Consider the following 24,175-nt stretch of genomic DNA (forward strand, 5'->3'; position numbering starts at 1 on the left):
TAATGGATCAGGTACAGCAGCAATTTACAGAAGCACTCGCAGCACACCATATCCAGGTGAATGAGCAGCAACTGCAGCAGTTCGAAGATTATTACGAAGAACTGATCACATGGAATGAAAAAATGAACCTGACCGGTATTACCGAGCGGGATCAGGTATACAACAAGCACTTTTATGATTCGGTGACACTCGCATTCTATACCGATCTGAATCATGTACAATCCCTTGCCGATATTGGTTCGGGTGCAGGATTTCCCGGTATTCCTCTGAAAATTCTGTTCCCACATATCAAGCTACGGATTATTGATTCCCTGAATAAGCGAATCAAATTCCTGCAAAGTGTGGTGGATCGTCTCGGTCTGGTAGATGTTGAACTGATTCATGGACGTGCCGAGGAAGTAGCACGCAAAGATGGATACCGGGATGCGCATGATCTGGTAACAGCACGTGCTGTAGCCAAACTGGCAGTATTGAACGAGTTCTGTCTTCCTTTTGTCAAAACGGGTGGAACATTCGCAGCGATGAAAGGCAGCGATCCTGCCGAAGAGATTCAGGAAGCTTATCGAAGTCTGGGACTGCTGCGAGGCAAAGTGCAGCAGGTACATCATTTCCAGCTGCCGGTTGAGGAATCCGATCGTCATATTATCCTCATACAAAAAGAAGCGGCTACACCGGTGAAGTATCCACGTAAGCCGGGTACACCACTCAAAGAACCGCTGCTATAAGCAAATTTGATGTTTCACGTGGAACAATAAAGGAAAAAGCCAAAGGCGCCGCAAGGCGCCTTTTTTATGTTGGTATCCGTAAAAAACAGCTATACGACAGTATTTACAGAACAATTGCAGACGGAAGTTTTCATAGAAAATTCTACGGTAATCATAGGATTATAAGGCGAAAAGTGATAAAATGAGTAGACGGAGCAGATGGAAAATACCGGAGCAGGACAGGTCCGGATTATGCAGCCAGAGAGTCAGTATAAAGCACACCTGCAGACCAGGTGCTGCTATCATAAGATTAGGTGGTCTCATACCGAATGAAAGAACAAATTTCCAAATTGTTTGGCTTGTCTGAACGTGCTAGCGGGGATGAAGTCAAACAGATACCGGTTGCGAATATTACAACCAGTCCGTTTCAGCCCCGTACTATTTTCGATGATGCCAAAATCGACGAGTTATGCCAGACGATCAAGACGCATGGAGTAATTCAGCCGATTGTCGTGCGGATGCGAAATGGAAAATATGAGATTATTGCGGGGGAACGACGCTGGAGAGCCGTAACCAAACTCGGATTGGCTACCATTCCGGCCATTATACGTGAGTTCAATGACTCGCAGGCAGCGTCAATCGCTTTGATCGAGAATCTGCAGCGGGAGAATCTGACTTCCATCGAGGAAGCTATTGCCTACCATAAGCTGATTGAGCTGCATTCATTAACCCAGGAAAGTCTGGCACAGCGTCTTGGCAAAAGCCAGTCGACAATTGCCAATAAGATCAGATTGCTGCAACTTCCGGAAGAAATCAAGCAGTCACTGATGAACCGTCAGCTAACCGAAAGACATGCGAGAGCCCTGCTGTCACTCGACAGCGAGGAGATTCAGCTGCGCCTGATGAACGAAATTATCGAAAAAGAGCTGAATGTCAAACAAACCGAAGCGCGTGTCGCTTTTTATAAAGAAAAAAGCAAGGTGGCGAAAAAGTCCAAACGGGTGTCTTATAGCAAGGATGTACGTTTGGCGCTAAATACGATTCGTCAGTCGATCGATATGGTCTCGGGTTCCGGCCTGGCGATCGACACGTCCGAGCAAGATCACGAAGATCACTACGAAATTGTTATCAAAATACCAAAACGCTGACAGCAAGGCGGCATTCAGCCGCTTTTTCTGTCTTATCCGACGCTGATCACAGAACGATTTTCATAACATTGGGGTGAAGTAGTTGTCAAAGATCATTGCCATAGCGAATCAAAAAGGTGGAGTAGGGAAGACAACCACATCCGTGAATCTGGGAGCTTGTCTGGCTACGCTGGGAAAGCGTGTTCTTTTGATCGATATTGATCCTCAGGGCAATACGACCAGTGGAGTAGGCATCAACAAGGCGGATGTGGAAAATTGCATTTACGATGTCATTATTAATGATGTAGAACCAAGGGAAGCGATTCAGTCCACAGCGATTGAACGGCTGGATATTCTGCCAGCGACGATTCAGCTGGCCGGGGCAGAAGTGGAACTTGTGCCGGCTATCTCACGTGAACTAAGGCTCAAAAATGCGATTGCACAGGTGAAGCAATCTTATGATTACATATTGATTGATTGTCCGCCTTCGCTTGGTATTTTGACAATTAATTCTTTGACAGCTGCCGACTCGGTATTGATTCCGATACAGTGCGAGTATTATGCGCTGGAAGGACTGAGCCAGCTGTTAAATACGGTTCGGCTTGTACAGAAGCATTTGAATACGGATCTTCAGATTGAGGGTGTGCTGCTGACGATGCTGGACGCCCGTACCAATCTGGGATTGCAGGTGATTGAAGAAGTCAAAAAATACTTCCAGGACAAAGTGTACCGGACCATTATTCCGCGTAATGTTCGGCTGAGTGAAGCCCCTTCCCATGGCAAGGCGATCATTACCTACGATCCGCGTTCCAAAGGTGCAGAAGTTTACTTAGAGTTGGCAAAGGAAGTGGTTTCTTATGAATAAACGTCTTGGTAAAGGGCTGGATGCATTGATTCCCTCCCTGTCCGTGAGTGAGGATGATAAAGTGATCGAGATACCGTTAAAAGAGCTGCGTCCCAATCCGTTTCAACCACGTAAAGCATTTGATGATGACAATATTCAGGAACTGGCTGATTCTATTGCCCAGCATGGCGTAATTCAGCCGATTATTGTACGCAAAGTACTAAAAGGTTATGAAATCATTGCCGGGGAGCGTCGATTCCGTGCTTCACAGGTCGCTGGCAAAAAGACGATTCCGGCAGTTGTACGCACATTCAGTGATCAGCAGGTAATGGAAATTGCCCTGATCGAAAATTTGCAGCGTGAGAATCTGAATGCGATGGAAGTAGCTACTGCATATCAGGCACTCATGGAAGAGTTTAAATTAACCCAGGAAGACTTGTCGGCACGGGTAGGCAAATCACGCTCGCATATTGCCAATTTCCTACGGTTATTATCGCTGCCTGATGAAGTGAAAGAATATGTTTCACGTGGAACATTATCCATGGGCCATGCTCGTGCTCTGGTAGGTATCAAAAAGGAAGATCTGATTCTGATGCTGGCTCACCGCGCAATAGAAGAAGGCTGGAGTGTAAGACAGCTGGAAGAAGCCGTGCAGAACCTGGAAACCAGACGCAAGGATAATGATAAGGATAAAGACAAAAAAGCCGATCCATATCTGGTCGATGTGGAGCAGACGCTGCAAAGTCGTTTCCAGACAACGGTCAAAATCCGCAATAGCAGCAAGGACAAAGGTAAGATTGAGCTGAATTACTACAGCAGACAGGAGCTGGAACGGCTGCTGGAAATGCTGAATAATATGTAATGACGGAGGAATCCGGTTGGATATTGAACAGGCGAATACGGAACGATTGGATACGGAAATGAAAGCGGAACGACCAATCATCTATCTCGATCATGCAGCGACTTCCTGGCCAAAGCCGCCTGCCGTATATGAGGCGGTGCTGCATGCTCTTCAATATGACGCGGCTAATCCGGGACGAGGAAGCCACCGGATGGCTGTCAAAGCCAGCAGAGTATTATTTGACTGCCGCAAAGTACTAGGCAAACTGCTGAATGTTCGCAATCCGGTAGATATTGCTTTTACCGGCAATACAACAATGGCGCTCAATATGGCGATTCAGGGCTTTCTTGAAACCGGTGACCATGTCATTGCTACCATGACTGAACATAACTCCGTATGGCGGCCGCTGGAGGCTCTAAAAGAGACTTTACAGCTGCAGGTGGATTATATTCCGGTGGACAGACAGGGACAGCTGGATTTGCAGCAGGTGGATAAAACTTTTCGATCTAACACCCGCCTGTTGATTTGTAACCACAGTTCCAATCTGCTGGGCAGCATACTACCGGCAGCCGAGCTGGCGGAAATGGCACATCGCCGGGGAGCGCGTATTCTGCTAGATATCGCACAGAGTGCCGGACATATCCCGGTATCGCTGGAAGAGTGGAAGATCGATCTGGCTGCTTTTCCTGGACATAAGGGACTGCTGGGGCCGCAAGGCACCGGCGGTCTCTATATTGCGCCGGATATGGAGCTCAAACCCTGGATATACGGAGGAACAGGCAGTCAGTCCGAATCATCCAGTCAGCCGGCTGTACGACCTGATCGTTATGAGCCGGGTACACCCAATACACCAGGGATCGCAGGTCTGGTAGCAGGGGTACGGCATGTGCTTGAACAGTCCGTTACCGATATTGCCAATCAGGAGCAGCAGTTGTCCCATCAAATGATGGAAGGACTGCTATCCATACCGGGAGTACAGGTACTGGGACCGGAACTTGGCAGAGAGCGTACAGGTATTGTATCTTTTATAATGGAACATCAGGACCCGTCACAAATTGCTTTTCGATTGGATCGTGAATTCGGCATTGCCGTCAGGGCAGGTATGCACTGTACGCCGCTTGCTCACCAGTCGGCAGGTACAATCGGTACTGGTGCGGTACGGGCTAGTATCGGTTATGGATCGACAGCGGATCAAGTACAGACATTGATCGAAGCAGTGCAGTGGCTATCGCGTCAGGACAACTGAATGGCCAATACAACGGCTGTAGGTATACCGAAATGATCATCTTACAGTCATATTCATGAGTAATATGGTGAATGCAAGGTAGAAAGTGGTAAAATTCGGAAGCAGGAAAATATCCTGAACCTATAACATGCTGCAGACGCCACCACTGTCAGAAAAGCAGTGAAAACAAAAGAACATTACAGTACGGAAAGAAATAAGAGGAGAGCGGACAACGATGGCGGAATTGAATAGTCTGATTGCAGAACAATTATTTGTATGTGTAGGTGCAATTGCCCTGCTGGTAGTGATCTTGTTGATCATTGTCATGGTGCAGGGATCCAAATTGCGGAAAATGCGCAAGCGGTATGAACTGATGATGTCCGGTAATGGAGTAGAGGATCTGGAGAGCCTGCTGCTTGATCTGAAGCTGCAGCTGGATTCCCTGGAAGATGGAGAGAATCAGAAAAAGGCGCGCTTTCAGGCGATCGAGGATCGTCTGCGCAGAGTGCAAGCCTACACCGGTATCAAGCGGTATAATGCGTTCTCGGAGCATGGCAGTGATCTTAGCTTCTCGGTAGCCCTTTTAAATGATGAAATGGACGGAATCGTATTGACCGGGCTGCACAACCGGGACAGCTCTTACGTATATGCCAAGCCGATCGTCAAAGGAGAATCCACTTACAATCTATCTCCGGAAGAACGGGAAGCCATCAGTATTGCCAAATCCTCTTCTTGATTCAGAGAAGATGTTATTCATCTCATTTGGGAGTGAATAGGATCCGTTTATTGTACGTATGAGCATTTCCAGACGCGGAAAATGTTCCTGAATCGCCGGTATTTCACAGATTTATCCGATATGGATATCTGCTGGAGTACCGGCTTTTTTTGGCAGTATATGCAGCCGGAATTGAAGAAGAGCCCTATTTATTATTACACTGGTACATAAGACAAATCTGTGGCAGGGCGAGATAGTCTGTACAGAAGGGGGTAAAGGTAATGATGGAAGATAGTCTGGTAATGGCTTTTGATTCGACCCAGCAGGCACTACGGGCAGAGATGCTGCTGGAATATGCGGATATCGAAAACGATATGTTCCCGACGCCCAAGGAAATTACGGCAGGGTGCGCATTGTCCCTGCAGTTCCCGGCAGCGGAACTGGAGCAGGTCAGACAGATTGTCCGCGAAGAACAGGTAGAGATTCGGGGAATTTTCCAGAACAACCAGGGTCGGTATGAACTACTGGCACAACCAACATAAGCGGAAAAGCAAGGAGGACGAATAATGAATTTGTTTTTAACAGGCAAGGCTACAGAGGCACAGGATATTACGGAGAATGCCGCCAAGGAATTTAACAGTTTTACCAGCGGGTTCTGGAACTGGTTCACAGATATCAGCATGTGGTCGCATATTGCCTTCTCGGCGCTACGAATCGTTATTATTTTTATACTGACACGGATTGCAATCAAACTGATCAACAAGGTGATTGACCGCTCGCTGGCAGGCAAGGACAAAACACGACTTGCCGCCAATCCAAGACGGCTCATTACTATTCGCGAGCTGTCCAAAAATGTAGTATCCAGTGTATTCAACTTTATTATGATTATGCTGATCCTGAACGAATTTGGCTTCAATCTGGCACCGCTACTGGCAGGAGCCGGAGTAGCCGGTCTGGCGATTAGCTTTGGTGCACAGAGTATTATCAAGGATATTATTACCGGATTCTTTATTATTTTCGAAGATCAGTTTGCAGTAGGTGATGTGATTCAGACCGGTACGTATAAAGGAACCGTACAGATGGTGGGCCTGCGTACGACGCGCCTGATCAGCTGGAACGGGGAAGTGAATATTATTCCCAACGGATCGATTATCAGCGTAACGAATTTCTCGCTGTCCAATTCTCTGGCTGTAGTCGATGTTCCTATGAGCATGGATCGCTCGCTGGAAGATGCACGGCTGTTAGTTACCCGGGCTACTGAACATATGAAAAATGACAAGGACGAAGTACTGGATGCGCCGGAAATTCTGGGTATCCAGACACTGACAACCGGTGAGTATTCGCTGCGAATTATCGCCAAGTGTCAGCCCAATTCACGTGCCGATGTGGAAAGAGCTATTCATACAGCGATCAAAACACAGCTGGATCGCGACAAGGAACAGGCGCGCTTGGAAGAAGAACGCAAAGCAGCAGCAGAAGTACAGTCAGCAGCACCTCAGGAACAGCAAAATACCGGAAATGCACCGGTAACCGGTGTATTGAAAACAGAAGTTAATGAAAAAAGAGATCCAAAGGAATCCAATGATTAAATAAAGCAAGAAAATCTGGTAAAATGGTTGTGGATAAACTATCGGCAGCATAACAGAGGCACATTAATAAAGTTATGCACAGCCGCAAACAGCTAGCGGCTCAGTACAATGAGAGGGTGGACCGAATGGAGCGCAAGCAGTTTCAACTGGGAGATATCGTACAGATGAAAAAACCGCATCCGTGCGGCAGCAATGAGATGGAGGTAATTCGGATGGGGATGGATATCCGGATCAAGTGTGTAGGCTGCAAGCATAGTGTGCTTGTACCGAGAGCGAAGTTTGAGAAAAACATGAAAAAAGTATTGAAATCGGCAGCTGAAGAGACACCTTTGCCAGAGTAATAAAAAACGCAGCAAAAAAGTTATCAACAATGGGTAGAGAAGAATAGAAAGACTTTAAAAGGTTATCCACTGTGGATAACCTTTTTTTATTTGAGTATTCGAACTTGAAAGTATAAGCATATAGGGACACAGTGCATAAAATAAAAGGAACCAGTTTCGTTACCGCCCAGGTTGAAATAGCGCTGCAGTACATTCAGTATGCAATTTCCCAATAAATGAATAGAACATAGACAAGAGAATGCAGTTAGTGAAGAGCCGATCTGTTGATTTAGACAATATGTTCATTTGGTTCATTGTTCATATAACCGATCCTATGTAGAATAAATTAGCTGCAAACGTAATGTGATCATACTGTCAAAAGAAGGATAACGCAAATAAGAGAGTCTTCTTTACCAAAAGGCAACAGCAGAATTCAATCTGCTCATACTAAACAAACCCAAACAAAGCATAGGACGTGCAGATCGATAATATTTAGGACTTGGTATTAAAAGCAGACGAACAGAATTTATTGCGGCAGGTATATTGCCAACCTCCATATAATCAAGTATAATCAATTTTGTTGTAAATCGATCATTTCCAATTGGCGGGTTGATCGTAACTATGTTATGGAGAGGTACCCAAGTGGTTATAAGGGGACTGACTCGAAATCAGTTAGGCGTCTTAGGGCGTGCGAGGGTTCGAATCCCTCTCTCTCCGCCATCCCATATTGATTTTGCTACATATATATAGCGCTCGGCACTGGAGCGCGGCAAACATCGTGACTAAGCTCTGCTGCAGTTTTCTGCGGTGGAGCTTCTTTATTTTATACATTTATTTGCAGACTGTAATAAAACATCAAGGGACAGGATAAAAGGGAAAATCGGTGTGCAGTTGGCGAACCTGTTTTCTTATTAAAAATGTCTTGTACTTCTACTTTATTTCTGATAGACTAATAGGGTTCGAGTTTGTGCTCGTTCCTTGCTCCTGGCAATGATCAGGGGCCTTAGTCCAAGAGGAGGTGAAAACTATGCGCAATTATGAAGTAATGTACATCCTGCGTCCAGAAATGGAGCAAGAAGCAGTTGAAGCACTCAACGAGCGTTTCAAAGGCATCATTACAACTGACGGCGAAATTACAAAGCACGATGTAATGGGTAAGCGTCGCCTTGCGTATGAGATCAAGAAAATTCGTGATGGTATCTATGTTCTTGTTAACTTCACAGCTACACCAGCTGTTGTTGCAGAACTTGAGCGTATCATGAAAATTTCTGACGATGTTATTCGTTATCTCATTACTGTTGATGTAACAAAATAAGAAATTGAATTGTAAACTCGTTTGAGGAGGGGATTGGATTGTTGAACCGTGTCATTTTGATCGGACGGTTGACCAAAGACCCGGAACTTCGCTACACACCTGCAGGTGTGGCTGTTACGCAGTTTACGCTGGCGGTGGATCGTCCTTTTACGAGCCAGGGTGGAGAGCGCGAAGCGGACTTTATTCCGGTCGTAACTTGGAGACAGCTAGCAGAGACTTGCGCCAACTATTTGCGGAAAGGCCGCTTAACAGCGGTTGAAGGACGTATTCAGGTACGTAACTATGAGAATAACGAAGGTAAACGTGTCTACGTGACTGAAGTTATTGCTGATAATGTACGCTTCCTGGAATCCAACCGTGATGGTGGAGGAAACAGCAGCGGTGGAGGTAATCGTGAGGAAGCACCTTACGGCGGCGGTAACAGTAGCAATACGAACCGCAGCAGCAATGGAAACAGCTACTCGCGTGACAATCAGGATCCATTTTCCGATGACGGTAAACCGATAGATATATCCGATGATGATTTGCCATTTTAAAACCGGAAAGGAATGAATCAGATGAGCTTTAATAGACGTGAAAGCGGAGATGGAGAAGGCAGACGTCCAGGCGGACGCCGTGGCCGTAACAAGCGCCGTAAAGTATGTTACTTCACTGTAAACAAAATCACTCACATCGACTATAAAGATACGGACCTGCTTCGTAAATTTATCAGTGAGCGTGGTAAAATCTTGCCACGTCGTGTGACTGGTACAAGTGCAAAATATCAGCGTATGCTGACTATCGCGATTAAACGTTCCCGTCAAATCGCACTGCTGCCATACACTACTGAATAGTAGCAGAAATAAATTCAGAGCAGCGGTTTAACCGTATTCTGAATTAGAACGCACCGAATGAAATCTTCCCCGTGGAAGGTATGCATTCGGTGCGTTTTTTGTTTTATTTCTGCATAAATTAGCCTCAATCAGAAGTTATAAGATGTCAGATTTACCTTACTATAAAATAATTTTTTATAATATAAGCTGGAAATCAGGTTTAAACAGCAAGTTAGTGGTTATATTTTATCGTACCGAAAAATCACTTACTTACTTAATACCTCTAATTCATTATACATAAACGACGTATGAAAAATCCGGAGTTTTGTACTTCATTTGTATAGGAATGAGTGTGGGTAGAGAAGGCGAATAATATCAGGTATTTTAGTGAAATACGCTTATCATGCAGGGTAGATTTCGAAGATCATCCAGATAAAAAAACAAACAAAGTGATCCAAAACGAAATTGCGCCCGTTTATCCAATCATGGACGGCAAAACAGAAATAGAAAAACAAATTCACTTACAATAGGGAGCGTACACTATGAAAATTCAGAAACTGATTGTACCTGCATTAAGTCTTTCTCTACTTCTTCCGGCAGCTGGAGCATTTGCAGCCACTCCGGCAACTGCCACACCAACGGTTAGCACCAAGGCAGCCGATCTGCGTGCAGGCCTGGATTACTTACTATCCGAACATTTCGCACTGGCTGTTGTAGCCATGACCAAAGCCTATGAAGGCGCACCTGATGCCAAAGAAGCTTATCAAGCACTGGATCAGAATGCACTGGACATGCAGCCGGCTATTGAAGCGATCTACGGAAAAGCAGGCGCAGCTGAATTCGAAAGAATCTTCCGTGCCCACAACAAATACACAGACAACCTCGTTAAAGCTACCAAAATGAATAACAAGGCAGCAATCAAAAAAGCCGAAGCACAAGTACAGGGATTCGTAGATGAATTCTCCAAGTTCCTGGCTACAGCTACAGAAGGCAAACTGCCACAAAAGGCAGCAGCACAAGCACTGCGACTGCATGAAGATCAAGTACAGGATGTATTTGAGAAATATGTAGCAGGTGACTACAATGGCGCGTACATGGAGTATCGTGAAGGTTTTGAGACCATGTTTACTGTAAGTAAAGCATTGTCCGGCGCGATCGTAGCCCAGAACCCGGCGAAGTTCAGCAATGGATCAGTAGACACACCGGCAGCAGACCTGCGTTCGGCTCTGAATCACCTGGCAGCAGAACACTTTGCCCTGTCCGTCCTGCAAATGCAAAAACAATACAATGGCAAAGCCAAAGATTCCGATGCGCTGATCAAAGCAGAAGCAGCGAATACAGCAGCATTTAAAAAAGCAATCACTTCGATCTATGGTGCAGAGGGTGGTAACCAGTTCGAGAAGATCTGGGTCACCAACCACATCAAAGCACAAAGCGATTATGTAGCTGCTCTGAAAAAAGGAGATAAAACTTCTCTGCAGGCAGTTAAAGACCGTATTACCGATTTCACCAAAGAATTCGCCACATTCCTTGGAACTGCTACAGCTAACAATCTGCCAGCAAGTGCAGCAGAAAAAGCACTCATGACTCATGAGAAGCAGGTACAATCTGTAATTGACCAATATGCATCCAAAAAATATGCAGCTGCTTACAAAGCAGACCGTGAAGGATTCAAAACCATGTTCGGTATCGGCGAAGCACTGGGTGGTGCGATCGTGAAGCAGTACCCTGACAAATTCAAAGCAGCAGCACCCGCTAAGGCTCCAGCCAAAGCCCCAGCTAAAGCTTCGGATGCTTCAATGATGATGGTATGGATGAAGCTGAACAGCAAACAACTCAAAGTAGGCGACAAAACTACGATGATGGATACAATGCCTGTCGTGAAAAACGGAACGACTTATATCCCGCTGCGTTATCTGGCAGAAGGCATTGGTGCTAAAGTAAAATGGAATAAATCTGCTGGTGAAGTGACTGTAATGGCAGGTAAAGACACAATGAAATTCTGGATCAACAAAACAGCAGTAGATGTAAATGGTAAAACACAGCAGCTGGAAGCAACTGCTATGGTAAACAACGATGGCAGAACCCTGGTGCCTCTGCGTTCTATCACGGAACTGCTGGGTTGGGATGTAAAATGGAACAAGTCCACTGGTGAAATTACCCTGACTAAATCCATGTAATTAACAAAACAAATGAATCTTATTGGACAGTTGTCCGATGATCCATTAAGATCACGAGAAAGCCTGCTGATTCCACAGAGTCAGCAGGCTTTTTTATGCCGTTGTTACAATGCAATACGGGGTATCTACTATTCCTTTCAGCAAAGAAAACAAACCTGTTTCTACTATTAATAGAGAATAGGTAATAGAGAACATGGACATTCAAAGGATATAAAAATCCAACGTGGTCATACTCAAAACAATAAATTTAAAATAGCAGATTCCCGTCATAAGGATATAGATAGCCCTGTTATTTCCAGTACCTGTGCCTGTAATAGGCTTGCAATTCACCTAGCTTTAAGCGAAACTGAAGAAATGGAACAAAATATTCTCATCTGTGTCACGGCTGGTATGAGGCGTTTAATGAAGTAAGAATATACGTCTGCTCGAAATGAGGAATGGAAGAATGACGAAAAAGCAAAAGATTCTGTCCGCGATTGCCGCTGCTGTAGTTCTTATCGCGTGCAGCCTGCTCCTGTGGTGGAAGCCGATTTCAGCCCAAATGTTTGACTGGTTTGTAGCGGATACCCTCGAGAATCAGCTGGAGCAGACTTATCAGCCTGTACGTCAGACCGGTGGCGAACAGGAGCAAGAAGAACCAGGTGTAGTCATGACAGAGCCATTCTCCATTTTGCTGGTCGGCAGTGACCAACGTAAAAATGAAAAGGCCCGTTCAGATACACTGATTTATGCTGTCGTACGTCCGATGGAACCGGAAGTCCTGCTGATCTCCATTCCAAGAGATACGTATACCGAAATTATTGGCAGAGACCGTATGGACAAGATTAATCATGCATACGCTTTTGGCGGGATCAAGATGACGATGGATACGGTAGAGCATTTTCTGGATGAAGATCTCGATTATTATGCCAGCGTCAATTTCCAGGGACTGGTGAATGCGGTTGATGCTCTCGGTGGCGTCAAACTGCCTATCGAGAAAGATATTGTAAACCGCGACCCGAACCATGAGAAATTCACGATCAAATCCAATAAACCGATCTACTCCGGACAGGAAGCGTTATATTATGTACGCTATCGTGAGGACAGCGACTTTAACCGAACCAAGCGCCAGCAGATTTTCCTGCAGTCGATTACCGATCAGGCGATACAGCTGAACCAGATTGATCAAATCCCGGAGCTGCTGAATATTATGGGTAGCAACTTCAAGACAGATATGCGCCCGCAGATGCTGACCGGACTGGCCAGTCAGATTATGCGTGGCGGTGATCCCAAGATTACTTCCTTTACCATTGCGGGAGAGGGCGAATATATCGATGGGGTATATTATGATGTACCAAATGAAGACGATCTGGAAAAAGCCAAGCATCTGATTGATCAGTGGATGAGTCCGCAGGGACCGGAGCCGGCTGCTGCCCAGGGAGAAACGGCCAACCCGGTAAATACGGAAGCACAATCTCAGGTACAATAGATGAATAACGAATAACCCGCTTTATTGTGTCATACTTATCGCTTAAAATAGAAGAGTACCCCTCTCAGGGGAACGGATAGCAACATAGATATACAGCATCAAGAGCGGACTATACAATTGCAATTTTTCAAATTGCGAGGAGGAAGGTTTTTGCATGAATATCGCGTTTTTTCTGCTTCCCAAGCAGGAGGTCGTTTGCGTCACCCTTAATTCGACGCTGCGTCAGACGCTGGAGAGAATGGAGTACCACCGCTATACATCCGTGCCTATGCTGGATAAGGATGGCAAGTATGTAGGAACGATTACCGAGGGCGACCTGCTGTGGTTTATGAAAAATTCAGACGGTAAGGCGACTTTTGAGAACGCTTCGAAATTCCTGTTGGCCGAAGTTCCGCTGCAGCGGGATGACAAGCCGGTATCCATTGATGCGAATATGGAAGACCTGATCAATCTGGCCAAAGTACAGAACTTTGTACCGGTTGTGGACGATATGAACCGATTTATCGGTATTGTACGACGCAGTCAGATTATTGAATACTGCGAACAATTTGTCCGCGGTGGAGAGTACACGCCCGAGAAAAGCAGAATGTCCAAAGACATGAATATGTCCTGATCCTTCTGCACAAACCCGTGCGTGATTATCGGCGTCTATGCTATAATGATGAGTAAATCTTTTTTATAGGCGCCGAACAACTTGTGCGTAAGAGGTGAATCGTTTGAAACTGCGCTGGACATCCATAGCATGGAGCATGGCTTACCTGCTTCTGCTGCTATCTCTAATAACTTCTGTAAGAATCATCGGTATGCTATTTCTGATCGTGCCTGTCGTTGTGCTGTATTCGACATTGACCCTGCGCCAATTTATTATGCACATGGTTCCCGTTTGGCTGGTGGCGATTATTATTGCCGGGCAAGCCGGATTATTTCTGCCCATTCTGGGCGTATTCTTTATGATTCCCGGTATTGTCATGGGAAGAATGTACAAAAAGTTTACGCCTGCATTACGTATTATTATTGCCGGTGGCATTACGACATTGATCGAACTGCTTGTACTGCTGGTAGCAGCGCGTGTCATGTTTGATTTCAGTCTGGGCGCTTATATCCGTGATGTTATTGAGATATCGGTCGCTCCTATGAAGGCGATGGCGGATGTGAATCCGGAATTGAATGATATTTTGACACCGGAATATATTATCGGGCTGAGCAATTATACATTGATGCTCATTCCGTGTGCATTGATTATTGCTTCCTTTACGATGGCGGTAATTACGCATGCAATATCGCGTCCGCTACTGGAAAGTATGGGTTATTCCGTACCGCGTCTCAAGCCTGCACGCGACTGGCGGTTGCCAAGTTCGATGATCTGGTATTATCTGATTGCGGTATTCCTGGAGTTTATCGCAAGTACGAATATGACTGGTGTGCTGGCTGCCATTGTATTGAACTTTATGCCGCTAATCCACATAGCCTTTACGATCCAGACGATTGGCTTTGTGTTTTTCTGGGCCAATCACCGGAAATGGAATTCGTTCCTGCCGTTCCTGCTATCCATTGTCGTTGTGTTGATTCCACCACTTCGGATTATTGGTATTCTGGATCTGGCATTTCCGCTCCGTGAGTATATTACGAGACCGAAACGGTAAGGTGATGAATGATGCCTAATTTTTTATTAAACCGCTGGCATGGTTACCGGTCCGTATGGGCATCTCTGCTCATGCTGGGACTGGTGATTGTGCTGTCCTGGTTCAACTGGATGATCGGGCTGGCTGCGCTATGCTGCGTCATCCTTTTCGCTGCGGTTCTGCTTCGTTCAGAGCTTGCCTTTCGCCGGGAGCTGGAGGAGTATATTGCCGGATTATCCTTTCGGATCAGGCGCGTTGAGGAGGAAGCGGTCAGTACGCTTCCTTTTGGTCTTATTTTGTACGATAACAAATATTCGATAGAATGGCATAACCGCTATATTGCCGGCTTATTTGGACGCAAGACACTGGTTGGCACGCCGCTGGAAGAATGCTTTACGCAATTTCAGGAGCATTACAAAGCGGCCAGGGAAGGGCGCAAGGATGGAGCCAAGGAAGTACGCTTTGAACTGGAGCATCAGGATAAGACACTGGAATGTATCGTCCTGCCGGATGAGCGTCTGATTTATATCCAGGATATTACCGAATATGCGGATATGCGCTCCCGGTATGATGAAGAGCGTCTGGCTGTCGGTATCGTATTCCTGGATAACTTTGATGAAGCTTCCCAGGGTATGGACGATCAGCAACGGGCCAGCATGATAGCCCGCGTAGCGACGCGTATTACCGACTGGGCCAAAGGCTACCGGATCTATGTACGTCGTCTGTCTTCCGAGCGCTATCTACTGCTGCTCAACCAGAAATCACTGCGTGAACTGGAACAGAGTCGATTCGTGATTCTCGATGAGATTCGCGAAATGACCGCTGATCTCAAAGTACCGCTAACGCTCAGTATCGGTATCGGATTCGGTACCAAAACGATCAGCGAACTGGGTGAATTGGCTCAGTCCAGTCTGGATATGGCACTTGGTCGCGGTGGTGATCAGGCTGCCGTCAAAGCGGAGCAGCGGCTTTCCTTTTATGGAGGCAAGTCCAATGCGATCGAGAAACGTACACGTGTCCGGGCAAGGGTCATCGCGCACGCGCTGCGTGATCTGATGCTCGACAGTGATCAGGTACTGATTATGGGGCACAAGATTCCCGACACGGACGTGATCGGAGCTGCAATTGGTATGCTCAAGGCTGCCGATATGTATGAGGTGGAAGCCTACATTGTGCTTGATGAAGTGAATCCGTCCATCGAGAAAGTGATGGATCGTATTTCCCGGGATGAGCGTCTTTCTGTTCGCTTCGTTACGCCTGAGGATGCGCTCAGCATGATGACCGAGCGTACATTGACGGTAGTAGTGGATACTCACAAAGCTTCCATGACGATAGAGCCGAAGCTGGTAGATCGTTCGCGCCGGGTCGTGGTGGTGGATCATCATCGCAGGGGTGAAGAATTTATCAATGATGCGGTACTGGTCTATCTGGAGCCCTATGCCTCATCGACCTGCGAACTGGTCACTGAACTGCTGCAGTATATTCACGACAAGGTGCAGTTTACGACGCTCGAAGCTACGTCTCTGCTCGCAGGGATTACAGTGGATACCAAGCATTTTGCCCTGCATACCGGCTCACGGACATTTGAAGCCGCCGGTTTCCTGAGGCGCAATGGCGCAGATACCGTCATGGTACAGCAGATGATGAAAGAAGATTTGGCCGAGTATATCGCCAAAGCGGAGATCATCAAAAAAGCCCGTGTTATTCATGATCATGTAGCACTTGCTGTTACGAGTCCAGGCAAACAGGTGCCACAGCTGCTGATTGCACAGGTGGCGGATTCGCTGCTGAATATGAATGATATTTATGCGTCCTTTGTAATCAGCGAGCGGATGGATGGGCTGATTGGTATTAGTGCCCGTTCATTTGGCAAGATGAATGTACAGGTGGTTATGGAGCGCCTGGGCGGAGGAGGTCATCTGACCAATGCAGCGGTTCAGCTGGAAGGCGGAATCGAAGATGCCGAAGCCCGGCTGCTCGAAGTATTACATCAAATGAATGAGGAAGAGGGGTTATTCGAATGAAAGTTATTTTGCTAAAAGATGTTAAAGGAACAGGTAAAAAAGGAGACATCAAGGAAGTCTCTGACGGTTACGCACAGAATTTCCTGATCAAAAACGGCCACGCCAAACCGGCGACAGGCGGTAACGTGAAAATTCTGGAAAACCAGACTGCTGCTGTGGAAAGACAAAAACAGGAAGAAAAAGAAGCTGCGGAAGCACTGGGCAAAACGCTGGAAGAAGTAACCGTTCAGCTGAAAGCCAAGTCCGGTGAAGGCGGCCGTCTGTTCGGCGCAATCACCAGCAAGCAGATTGCTGAAGCACTGGGTAAACAGGGACACAAGATCGATAAGCGCAAAATTGAATTGGATGAGCCAATCCGTACACTGGGAGTTACCCAGATTACTGTGAAGCTGCATCCTGAAGTAAAAGCAACGCTTAAAGTCCAAGTGACTGAGGAATAATCATGGGCGGCGATATATTTTACGACCGGGTTCCCCCACAGAATCTGGAGGCTGAGCAGGCGGTTCTGGGTGCCATTTTACTACAGGCCGAAGCACTGATCAGCGTCATGGAGCGAGTAGACACCGAAGACTTTTACGACAAAACCCACCAGCTGATCTATGAAGCTATGGTTCATCTGGGGGAAGAGAATCAGCCGATTGACCTGATCACACTGACCTCCCTGCTGCAGGATCGTTCGCAGCTGGAAGATATCGGCGGTGTTAGTTATCTGGCCAAGCTGGCCAATGCTGTACCGACCGCAGCCAACGTAGATTATTACGCACAGATTATTGAAGAGAAATCGATGCTGCGCCGACTGATTCGTACAGCGACGCAGATCGTCAGCGAAGGATATACCGGTGGCGAAGATGTAGGCAGTATGCTCGGCGATGCAGAGCGCAAGATTCTGGAAATTTCCAATCGACGTACAGGCAGCGGATTTATTGCGATCCGTGATGTACTGATGGAAGTATTCGAGAAAATGGAGACGCTGAGCGAGAATAAGGGAAATACGACTGGTATTCCGACAGGTTTTATCGATCTGGATAAAATGACGGCAGGATTCCAGCGCAGTGACTTGATTATCGTAGCTGCCCGTCCATCGGTAGGTAAAACGGCATTTGCCCTGAATATCGCGCAAAATGTTGCTGTTCGCGCCAAAGAGACAGTCGCCATCTTCAGTCTGGAGATGTCAGCGGCTCAGCTCGTACAGCGTATGATCTGTGCAGAAGCCAACCTGGATGCAAATGCAATGCGTACCGGTGAATTCAAGGAAGAGGACTGGATGAAGCTGACCATGGGGATTGCCTCCCTGTCAGAAGCGGAAATCTATATCGATGATACACCGGGGATTACCGTCTCCGAGATTCGTGCCAAATGCCGTCGTCTCAAAAAGGAAAAAGGCCTCGGCATGATCGTAATCGACTACCTGCAGCTGATCTCCGGACGCGGTAAAGCGGGCGAGAACCGTCAGCAGGAAGTATCCGAGATCTCCCGTACACTGAAGCAGATTGCTCGTGAGCTGCATGTACCGGTAATTGCCCTGTCCCAGCTCAGCCGTGGTGTTGAGCAGCGTCAGGACAAGCGCCCGATGATGTCCGACCTTCGGGAATCCGGTTCGATTGAGCAGGATGCCGATATCGTCTCGTTCCTGTATCGTGACGATTACTACAACCAGGAGACCGAGAAGAAGAATATCATCGAGATCATTATCGCCAAACAGCGTAATGGTCCGGTCGGTACCGTCGAACTGGTCTTCCTCAAGAACTTCAATAAATTCGTCAATTACGAACGTGTCCAGTCGGATATGTTCGCAGGATAAAAGCAACAACAAAGACCCTGAATTGCAGCAGACAGTTATCTGTTTGCAGAATTCAGGGTCTTTTATTTGGTTACAGACCGATAGAATCCAACACGAAATCACCTGATATGATAATAGGTAGGCGGGAGCGATATCGATCTACGATGTACATCATCTATTGTTGATCTTCAAACCTGCATCCAGTCTGGCTTACAAACTGGAATTGGAGTTGATGCTTCGTGTACGTCCCGGGATGCCATCACGCAGCAGCCACATATGGAATACATATTCAAATACGCCAACAATCACGACCGGAACAAGCAGATCGACGAAAGACATGGTCCAACCAGCCATAGCCGAAGCTGCCCACAATACCAGATAAGCAAGTACTGCGTCACAGATAGTGGCTACCGTATTATTGGTAGCAGGAAGAACCATCATATCGCCAAGCACATAGGCGAGTGCTCCCAATACCACTACAGTCACCAGCGAACCCCAGAAGCCTGCGTTACTCAGCAGCATCAGGGAAGCAATAACAACCACACCATTTACGACAAGCTTGGTAAGAATTTTGTCCATGTTTTGTGCCTCCTTATGTCTTTGAATTATAGTTAAGTATAAATAAACCTTTATTCCAGTATTAAACATATAATTCCTGATTTCCCATTTCTATTTATATTCTTTTTTTGTGATAAAGTAAGAAGGGATCAGGACATACGCGACTATACAGATAGTTACTAATTCGCGAAACAACGGCTCTTACATAAGAAAGTCAACTATTATCAGCAAAGGAAGTGTACTCTCTGAATACTCCAAAAATAATGATGAATTTGCCGCTGGCGCGTCATGAAGTTCCGGATCTCAGACAGCAGATAGGCTGGGATCGCCGAGATTCGGATTATCCGGTACTGCTGGAGCGATGTCTGTTCTATGCAGGCAGTCGGGATGATCGGGGACAGCTGATTGCTTTTGCTTATATATGTGGAATGGGCTTGCAGCATGGGTATCTGGAAGATGTGATGGTACATCCATCCATGCAGGGAAGAGGAGTCGGGCAGCAGCTGGTACAGAATCTGCTGGAGCATGCCGGACAGAAAGGCGTCGAAATCGTAACCGCCACTTTTGCTGCGGAACATCGCTCCTTTTATCAAAAATGCGGGTTTACGACAGGTAATGGAGGCGTATGGCGCAAGGAATGAATTAATTCCGAACAATGTTATTTTTGTAACATGGTATTGTTCGCTTTTTGTTTGACTTTGTAAATGGCTCCTGTTACACTGTTAATGCTGCGGTAAAGCGCGACAGACTCTATTTATGGGAGTATGCTGTCAGATGTAATACCCGGCTCACCCATAAGGGATGAACTTCCGCCCGCGAAACGGTTATTATGTGTTTGTCCGCCCGACCGTTCCTCGCATGGAGGTTTTCATGCTGTCCATTTGTCATGTGTGTTGGAACGGGCAGCCCAAATATAACGGTGTACATACACCCACGGAGGAATGATTCTATGTCAACTGTAGTCGTTGTGGGAACGCAATGGGGAGACGAAGGCAAAGGTAAAATTACCGACTATCTTTCAGAAAAAGCGGATGTGGTTGCACGTTACCAGGGTGGTAACAATGCAGGACATACGATTCTGATTAATGAGAAAAAATATAAATTAACAATGGTACCATCCGGTATCTTCTATGAAGAAAAAGCATGTGTAATTGGTAATGGTATGGTTATCAATCCGGCTGCACTGATCGAAGAGATCAACTATGTGCATGAAAATGGATTCTCTACCAAAAACCTGACGATCAGCGATCGTGCACACGTGATTCTGCCGTACCACATGGTACTCGACAAGCTTGAAGAAGAACGCAAAGGCCCGAACAAAATCGGTACTACCGGTAAAGGAATCGGTCCTTGTTATATGGACAAAGCAGCCCGTGCAGGTATCCGTATCGCAGATCTGATGGACGCTGAAGAATTCGAACTGAAGCTGCGTCATCTGGTCAAAGAGAAAAACCAGATGATTACACAAGTATATGGCGGCGAGCCGGTTGATGTAGAAGCGATCCTGCAGGACTACCTCGGTTATGCAGAGACACTGCGTCCTTATGTACGCGATTCTTCCGTTGTACTGAATGATGCTATTGATGAAGGCAAACGCGTACTGTTCGAAGGCGCGCAAGGGGTCATGCTGGATATCGATCAAGGTACTTATCCGTTCGTAACTTCATCTAACCCGTCTGCCGGTGGTGTATGCATCGGTTCCGGTGTGGGTCCTGCCAAGATTCAGCAGGTTATCGGTGTAGCCAAGGCTTACACTACTCGTGTAGGTGACGGTCCTTTCCCTACCGAGCTGCATGATGCGGTAGGTGATCAGATCCGCGAAACGGGTCATGAATACGGTACAGTCACCGGACGTCCGCGTCGTGTGGGCTGGTTCGATACCGTTGTAGTACGTCATGCACGTCGCGTCAGCGGCATTACGGGTCTGTCCCTGAACTCTCTGGATGTACTGACTGGTCTGGATACAGTGAAGATCTGCACAGGCTACAAATACCGCGGCGAGTTCATCACTCACTATCCGGCAAGCCTGAAAATGCTGGCAGAATGTGAAGCGGTATACGAAGAAATGCCGGGCTGGAGCGAAGATATTACCGGCGTGAAGACGCTGGAAGAACTGCCGGAAAGCACGCGCAACTATGTGAACCGTGTATCCGAGCTGACCGGTATTCCGATTGCGATTTTCTCGGTTGGACGTAACCGTGAGCAGACGAATCTGGTAGCACCGATTTACGTATAATTGCATCTGTAAGGGATGCAGTGAAATAGCGATATAGATGATAGAGACAGAGCTTAATAATGACAAGGCACCCTGCGGGGTGTCTTTTTTTATGGAAGCCTTTTGAATCGCTGAGAATACTTGATAGGCGTAGAGGTTATTATAGCGTGAAAGTTGAAAGTTTTGACGGGATTATGGTAAAGTAAACGGGGAGTTATAAAGGTTAATTTTTTGACATTATTTGATTACAATTATTCATAATTTACGTAATATTTGACCTTATAGGCCTTATGCCGTGAATCGAGTGCAGTCTTAAACAGCTGAATCGCATAACGGAAAAGGCTATTGAACGATTAAAATGAATCATGCTAAAGCACAAAAGGAGACGGTCATGAAAGGTTTGAAAGGTAAACGGGGAACCGGCAACGAGTCTGATCAGCAGACAGTCCGGGAAGAACAGCACAACGATCAGCAGTCCAGTGAACAGCAAGAGACATTATCGTCCAAGTGGTACACGCTTACCGTGGATTCGATCCGCCAGGGGAAAAACAAAGTACGTCGTCGTCTGATAATTGCAGCTGCCAGTGTAGCTGTAGCAGGCGGTCTTGTTTTGGCGGGGAACCACTATGTAACCGCGAATACCACTTCGTATTATGTAGTATATGTCAAAGACAAGGCTATTGGTAGCGTATTGCAAAAATCGCAGCTGGATAAGCTTTTTAATGAGAAGCGTGCTGCATATCAGAAGAAGTATCCGGATGCCACGATGGTATTGAATACCAACGGCATCACCACTACCGAGGAAAAAGCATTTAAAGCCCAGGTGGATTCTACATCTACATTGAAGCAGCTGGATAGCATGCTGACTGCCTATGCCAAAGGCAAAGAAGTCGTGATCGGTGGCAAAAATATCGGTATCGTTGATGATCAGAAAACGATCGATCAAGCGCTTAAGCTGGTACAGGCCAACTATACCCGCAAAGCCGAAAATGCTGCCAAAAATATGAACAAGACATCCGTGAAAAAGCTTACCCAGAGCTATGCTTATAGCAAAAAGGTAAACAAGCTGGAATCGGTCAAGCTCAACGAGAAGGTCACATCCAAAGAAATCAAAGCTAATCCGCAAAAGTTGCTGAGCAGCAAAGAACTGGCCAAAGTGATGCTAACCGGCGTGGAATCACCACTTAAATATACAGTACGTGAAGGAGATACAATCAGCTCGATTGCTGCTGCTTATGATGTATCCCAGCAGGAAATTTTCGATAATAATCCGGGTATTCAGGAAACTTCCCTGCAGATTGGCGATGAGCTGACACTAACTGTGCCGCAGCCGCCGGTGACTGTTACTACCGTGGAAGATTATTCGGAGCAGGTCGTGACAGAACCTGCGGTAGAGATTCGCAAAAGTGACACGATGCGTGCAGGTGAATCCAAAGTGATCTCTGCCGGCAGCAAAGGCTTGAAACGGATCGACTACCGGGTGACCAAAGAAAACGGTCAGATGGTTCGCGAAGAATGGGTAGGCCAGGAAGTAGTCAAGGAAGCCTCACCCAAAATCATTATTAAAGGTACCAAAGTAGTCGTTGGCGAAGGCAGTGGTAACTTTATATGGCCATCCAGCGGTGCAACAGTAACGAGTCCGTTCGGACAGCGCTGGGGTCGTATGCACAAAGGAATCGATATTGTGGGCAGTTCCTCGGTGATGGCTGCCGATGATGGCGTCGTTACCTATGCGGGTACCATGACTGGCTATGGCAATGTCATTATTATCGATCACCGCAATGGCTACGAGACCCTGTATGGTCATCTGAGCCAGATTGATGTCAGTAATGGCGCAGTCGTTGAGCAGGGCCAGCACATCGGTGTAATGGGCAATACCGGCCATTCAACCGGTACGCATCTGCACTTTGAGATTCATAGCGGCGGTGCGCTGCAGAATCCACTCTCTTATTTGCGTTAATCCCTATCGGAATGGACAGGTCATCTGAACGAGACCTGTCTTATATCAATGCAGCTTCTGAATCGATACTCAGAAGCTGCATTTTTTATAGCCTTGAATATGGTAAAATAAAAGAATCAAAGCAGGTATGAGGTGACTACCCAATGCAGGGAAAAATTCTGGTCGTAGACGATGAACAACCGATAGCAGATATCTTGAAATTCAACCTGGAAAAAGAAGGCTATGAAGTCATATGTGCTTTTGATGGGATCAGTGCGGTAGAACAGGCTTTTGCCGAGGAACCGGATCTCATTCTGCTTGACCTGATGCTGCCTGGCAAGGACGGGATGGACGTGTGCCGCGAGGTACGGACCCGTCTGGATATGCCGATCATCATGCTGACCGCCAAGGACGCCGAGATCGACAAAGTGCTTGGACTGGAGCTGGGAGCCGATGATTATGTGACCAAGCCGTTCAGCACCCGTGAACTGCTGGCTCGGGTCAAAGCCCATGTACGCCGTCAGCAGAAAAAAGCGCCTGTAGCCGCTGCGGTAGTACCGGAAGTACCGGAGGAGAAGAACGGACTGGCTTTATTTGAATTATTTATCGATACGGATATGTATCTGGTGTATAAAAGCGGAGAGCCGCTTGATCTGACTCACCGTGAATATGAACTGGTCTATTATATGGCCAAAAATGCCGGCAGAGTGATGACGCGCGAGCATCTGCTGCAGGCGGTGTGGGGATTTGAATACTTTGGGGATGTGCGTACTGTCGATGTAACGATTCGCCGTCTGCGGGAGAAGATCGAGGATGATCCGAGCAAGCCGGAATATATCCTGACCCGCCGTGGACTCGGGTATATGATGCGCAGTCCAAAAGCAGGAGGGTGGTAAG

Annotated in this window: 24 protein-coding genes and 1 tRNA gene; 24 read left to right on the forward strand and 1 reads right to left on the reverse strand. The window is 46.8% G+C overall.

Annotated features, from left to right (window positions below; translation table 11 throughout):
• The first annotated feature begins 2 nt into the window (after window positions 1-2).
• From rsmG to dnaB, 20 genes are all read left to right on the forward strand, one after another.
• Window positions 3-725: a 16S rRNA (guanine(527)-N(7))-methyltransferase RsmG gene (rsmG, locus tag WH46_RS14435; protein WP_046227287.1), complete on the forward strand. Its 723-nt coding sequence runs from the start codon at window positions 3-5 to the stop codon at window positions 723-725.
• 308 nt (window positions 726-1,033) lie between these two features.
• The gene (gene noc / locus WH46_RS14440) at window positions 1,034-1,852 is read left to right on the forward strand and encodes a nucleoid occlusion protein (protein WP_017815443.1); all 819 of its coding nucleotides are present in this window, start codon (window positions 1,034-1,036) and stop codon (window positions 1,850-1,852) included.
• An 82-nt stretch (window positions 1,853-1,934) separates the two neighbouring features.
• Window positions 1,935-2,696 (forward strand): ParA family protein, encoded by a 762-nt coding sequence (locus WH46_RS14445; protein WP_026136404.1) that lies wholly within the window; start codon window positions 1,935-1,937, stop codon window positions 2,694-2,696.
• Entirely contained in the window at window positions 2,689-3,537 is an 849-nt protein-coding gene (locus WH46_RS14450) for a ParB/RepB/Spo0J family partition protein (RefSeq protein ID WP_046227288.1), read from the forward strand. Before WH46_RS14445 ends, WH46_RS14450 begins: the two co-directional genes overlap by 8 nt.
• Window positions 3,538-3,595: 58 nt before the next feature.
• Window positions 3,596-4,762, forward strand: coding sequence for an aminotransferase class V-fold PLP-dependent enzyme (locus WH46_RS14455; RefSeq protein WP_046227726.1), 1,167 nt, complete (start codon window positions 3,596-3,598; stop codon window positions 4,760-4,762).
• Between the two features lie 214 nt (window positions 4,763-4,976).
• The gene (locus tag WH46_RS14460; protein WP_046227289.1) at window positions 4,977-5,477 is read left to right on the forward strand and encodes a DUF4446 family protein; all 501 of its coding nucleotides are present in this window, start codon (window positions 4,977-4,979) and stop codon (window positions 5,475-5,477) included.
• A gap of 263 nt (window positions 5,478-5,740) precedes the next feature.
• Window positions 5,741-5,998: a putative Se/S carrier protein gene (locus WH46_RS14465; RefSeq protein ID WP_026136402.1), complete on the forward strand. Its 258-nt coding sequence runs from the start codon at window positions 5,741-5,743 to the stop codon at window positions 5,996-5,998.
• Between the two features lie 24 nt (window positions 5,999-6,022).
• Entirely contained in the window at window positions 6,023-7,045 is a 1,023-nt protein-coding gene (locus tag WH46_RS14470) for a mechanosensitive ion channel family protein (protein WP_052714244.1), read from the forward strand.
• A 125-nt stretch (window positions 7,046-7,170) separates the two neighbouring features.
• Window positions 7,171-7,386: a DUF951 domain-containing protein gene (locus WH46_RS14475; protein WP_017815436.1), complete on the forward strand. Its 216-nt coding sequence runs from the start codon at window positions 7,171-7,173 to the stop codon at window positions 7,384-7,386.
• Between the two features lie 607 nt (window positions 7,387-7,993).
• Window positions 7,994-8,085 (forward strand) — tRNA-Ser (locus tag WH46_RS14480).
• 307 nt (window positions 8,086-8,392) lie between these two features.
• The gene (rpsF, locus tag WH46_RS14485) at window positions 8,393-8,680 is read left to right on the forward strand and encodes a 30S ribosomal protein S6 (protein ID WP_017815435.1); all 288 of its coding nucleotides are present in this window, start codon (window positions 8,393-8,395) and stop codon (window positions 8,678-8,680) included.
• Window positions 8,681-8,718: 38 nt separating this feature from the next.
• A complete protein-coding gene (gene ssb, locus WH46_RS14490; RefSeq protein ID WP_017815434.1) occupies window positions 8,719-9,216 on the forward strand; it encodes a single-stranded DNA-binding protein in 498 nt (165 codons plus the stop codon).
• A 21-nt stretch (window positions 9,217-9,237) separates the two neighbouring features.
• On the forward strand, window positions 9,238-9,513 hold the full coding sequence (gene rpsR / locus WH46_RS14495; protein ID WP_017815433.1) for a 30S ribosomal protein S18: 276 nt from the start codon (window positions 9,238-9,240) through the stop codon (window positions 9,511-9,513).
• A gap of 521 nt (window positions 9,514-10,034) precedes the next feature.
• The gene (locus WH46_RS14500) at window positions 10,035-11,672 is read left to right on the forward strand and encodes a copper amine oxidase N-terminal domain-containing protein (protein WP_046227290.1); all 1,638 of its coding nucleotides are present in this window, start codon (window positions 10,035-10,037) and stop codon (window positions 11,670-11,672) included.
• A 445-nt stretch (window positions 11,673-12,117) separates the two neighbouring features.
• Entirely contained in the window at window positions 12,118-13,140 is a 1,023-nt protein-coding gene (locus tag WH46_RS14505) for an LCP family protein (RefSeq protein ID WP_046227291.1), read from the forward strand.
• A gap of 154 nt (window positions 13,141-13,294) precedes the next feature.
• A complete protein-coding gene (locus tag WH46_RS14510) occupies window positions 13,295-13,753 on the forward strand; it encodes a CBS domain-containing protein (protein ID WP_017815430.1) in 459 nt (152 codons plus the stop codon).
• 94 nt (window positions 13,754-13,847) lie between these two features.
• Window positions 13,848-14,783, forward strand: a complete 936-nt coding sequence (locus WH46_RS14515; protein ID WP_231584359.1) for a DUF2232 domain-containing protein — start codon at window positions 13,848-13,850, stop codon at window positions 14,781-14,783.
• An 11-nt stretch (window positions 14,784-14,794) separates the two neighbouring features.
• Window positions 14,795-16,786 carry a DHH family phosphoesterase gene (locus WH46_RS14520; RefSeq protein WP_046227292.1) on the forward strand — a complete coding sequence of 664 codons (1,992 nt, stop codon included), beginning with the start codon at window positions 14,795-14,797 and terminating at the stop codon, window positions 16,784-16,786.
• The gene (rplI, locus tag WH46_RS14525) at window positions 16,783-17,226 is read left to right on the forward strand and encodes a 50S ribosomal protein L9 (protein ID WP_017815427.1); all 444 of its coding nucleotides are present in this window, start codon (window positions 16,783-16,785) and stop codon (window positions 17,224-17,226) included. Before WH46_RS14520 ends, rplI begins: the two co-directional genes overlap by 4 nt.
• Before the next feature lie 2 nt (window positions 17,227-17,228).
• A complete protein-coding gene (gene dnaB / locus WH46_RS14530; protein ID WP_017815426.1) occupies window positions 17,229-18,587 on the forward strand; it encodes a replicative DNA helicase in 1,359 nt (452 codons plus the stop codon).
• Between the two features lie 189 nt (window positions 18,588-18,776).
• Here dnaB and WH46_RS14535 read toward each other — a convergent pair whose 3' ends face one another.
• Complete coding sequence (locus WH46_RS14535) at window positions 18,777-19,145, reverse strand: DUF2512 family protein (RefSeq protein WP_046227293.1); 369 nt, start codon at window positions 19,143-19,145, stop codon at window positions 18,777-18,779.
• Window positions 19,146-19,387: 242 nt separating this feature from the next.
• Here WH46_RS14535 and WH46_RS14540 point away from each other — a divergent pair, with 242 nt between their 5' ends.
• From WH46_RS14540 to yycF, 4 genes are all read left to right on the forward strand, one after another.
• A complete protein-coding gene (locus tag WH46_RS14540; RefSeq protein WP_046227294.1) occupies window positions 19,388-19,765 on the forward strand; it encodes a GNAT family N-acetyltransferase in 378 nt (125 codons plus the stop codon).
• Window positions 19,766-20,073: 308 nt separating this feature from the next.
• Complete coding sequence (locus WH46_RS14545; protein WP_017815423.1) at window positions 20,074-21,360, forward strand: adenylosuccinate synthase; 1,287 nt, start codon at window positions 20,074-20,076, stop codon at window positions 21,358-21,360.
• 370 nt (window positions 21,361-21,730) lie between these two features.
• Window positions 21,731-23,299, forward strand: a complete 1,569-nt coding sequence (locus WH46_RS14550) for a peptidoglycan DD-metalloendopeptidase family protein (RefSeq protein ID WP_046227295.1) — start codon at window positions 21,731-21,733, stop codon at window positions 23,297-23,299.
• A gap of 143 nt (window positions 23,300-23,442) precedes the next feature.
• Window positions 23,443-24,174 (forward strand): response regulator YycF, encoded by a 732-nt coding sequence (gene yycF / locus WH46_RS14555; RefSeq protein WP_017815421.1) that lies wholly within the window; start codon window positions 23,443-23,445, stop codon window positions 24,172-24,174.
• Window position 24,175: the final 1 nt, after the last annotated feature.

This window comes from Paenibacillus dauci (genome assembly GCF_000971985.1).
Classification (GTDB): Bacteria; Bacillota; Bacilli; order Paenibacillales; family Paenibacillaceae; genus Saccharibacillus; species Saccharibacillus dauci.

Bases quoted from the DNA above. Each gene is read 5' to 3' on its own strand.
- rsmG (WP_046227287.1), top strand. From the start codon at position 3: ATGGATCAGGTACAGCAGCAATTTACAGAAGCACTCGCAGCACACCAT.
- noc (WP_017815443.1), top strand. From the start codon at position 1,034: ATGAAAGAACAAATTTCCAAATTGTTTGGCTTGTCTGAACGTGCTAGC.
- WH46_RS14450 (WP_046227288.1), top strand. From the start codon at position 2,689: ATGAATAAACGTCTTGGTAAAGGGCTGGATGCATTGATTCCCTCCCTG.
- WH46_RS14455 (WP_046227726.1), top strand. From the start codon at position 3,596: ATGAAAGCGGAACGACCAATCATCTATCTCGATCATGCAGCGACTTCC.
- WH46_RS14460 (WP_046227289.1), top strand. From the start codon at position 4,977: ATGGCGGAATTGAATAGTCTGATTGCAGAACAATTATTTGTATGTGTA.
- WH46_RS14465 (WP_026136402.1), top strand. From the start codon at position 5,741: ATGGAAGATAGTCTGGTAATGGCTTTTGATTCGACCCAGCAGGCACTA.
- WH46_RS14470 (WP_052714244.1), top strand. From the start codon at position 6,023: ATGAATTTGTTTTTAACAGGCAAGGCTACAGAGGCACAGGATATTACG.
- WH46_RS14475 (WP_017815436.1), top strand. From the start codon at position 7,171: ATGGAGCGCAAGCAGTTTCAACTGGGAGATATCGTACAGATGAAAAAA.
- rpsF (WP_017815435.1), top strand. From the start codon at position 8,393: ATGCGCAATTATGAAGTAATGTACATCCTGCGTCCAGAAATGGAGCAA.
- rpsR (WP_017815433.1), top strand. From the start codon at position 9,238: ATGAGCTTTAATAGACGTGAAAGCGGAGATGGAGAAGGCAGACGTCCA.
- WH46_RS14500 (WP_046227290.1), top strand. From the start codon at position 10,035: ATGAAAATTCAGAAACTGATTGTACCTGCATTAAGTCTTTCTCTACTT.
- WH46_RS14505 (WP_046227291.1), top strand. From the start codon at position 12,118: ATGACGAAAAAGCAAAAGATTCTGTCCGCGATTGCCGCTGCTGTAGTT.
- WH46_RS14510 (WP_017815430.1), top strand. From the start codon at position 13,295: ATGAATATCGCGTTTTTTCTGCTTCCCAAGCAGGAGGTCGTTTGCGTC.
- WH46_RS14520 (WP_046227292.1), top strand. From the start codon at position 14,795: ATGCCTAATTTTTTATTAAACCGCTGGCATGGTTACCGGTCCGTATGG.
- rplI (WP_017815427.1), top strand. From the start codon at position 16,783: ATGAAAGTTATTTTGCTAAAAGATGTTAAAGGAACAGGTAAAAAAGGA.
- dnaB (WP_017815426.1), top strand. From the start codon at position 17,229: ATGGGCGGCGATATATTTTACGACCGGGTTCCCCCACAGAATCTGGAG.
- WH46_RS14535 (WP_046227293.1), bottom strand. From the start codon at position 19,145: ATGGACAAAATTCTTACCAAGCTTGTCGTAAATGGTGTGGTTGTTATT.
- WH46_RS14540 (WP_046227294.1), top strand. From the start codon at position 19,388: ATGATGAATTTGCCGCTGGCGCGTCATGAAGTTCCGGATCTCAGACAG.
- WH46_RS14545 (WP_017815423.1), top strand. From the start codon at position 20,074: ATGTCAACTGTAGTCGTTGTGGGAACGCAATGGGGAGACGAAGGCAAA.
- WH46_RS14550 (WP_046227295.1), top strand. From the start codon at position 21,731: ATGAAAGGTTTGAAAGGTAAACGGGGAACCGGCAACGAGTCTGATCAG.
- yycF (WP_017815421.1), top strand. From the start codon at position 23,443: ATGCAGGGAAAAATTCTGGTCGTAGACGATGAACAACCGATAGCAGAT.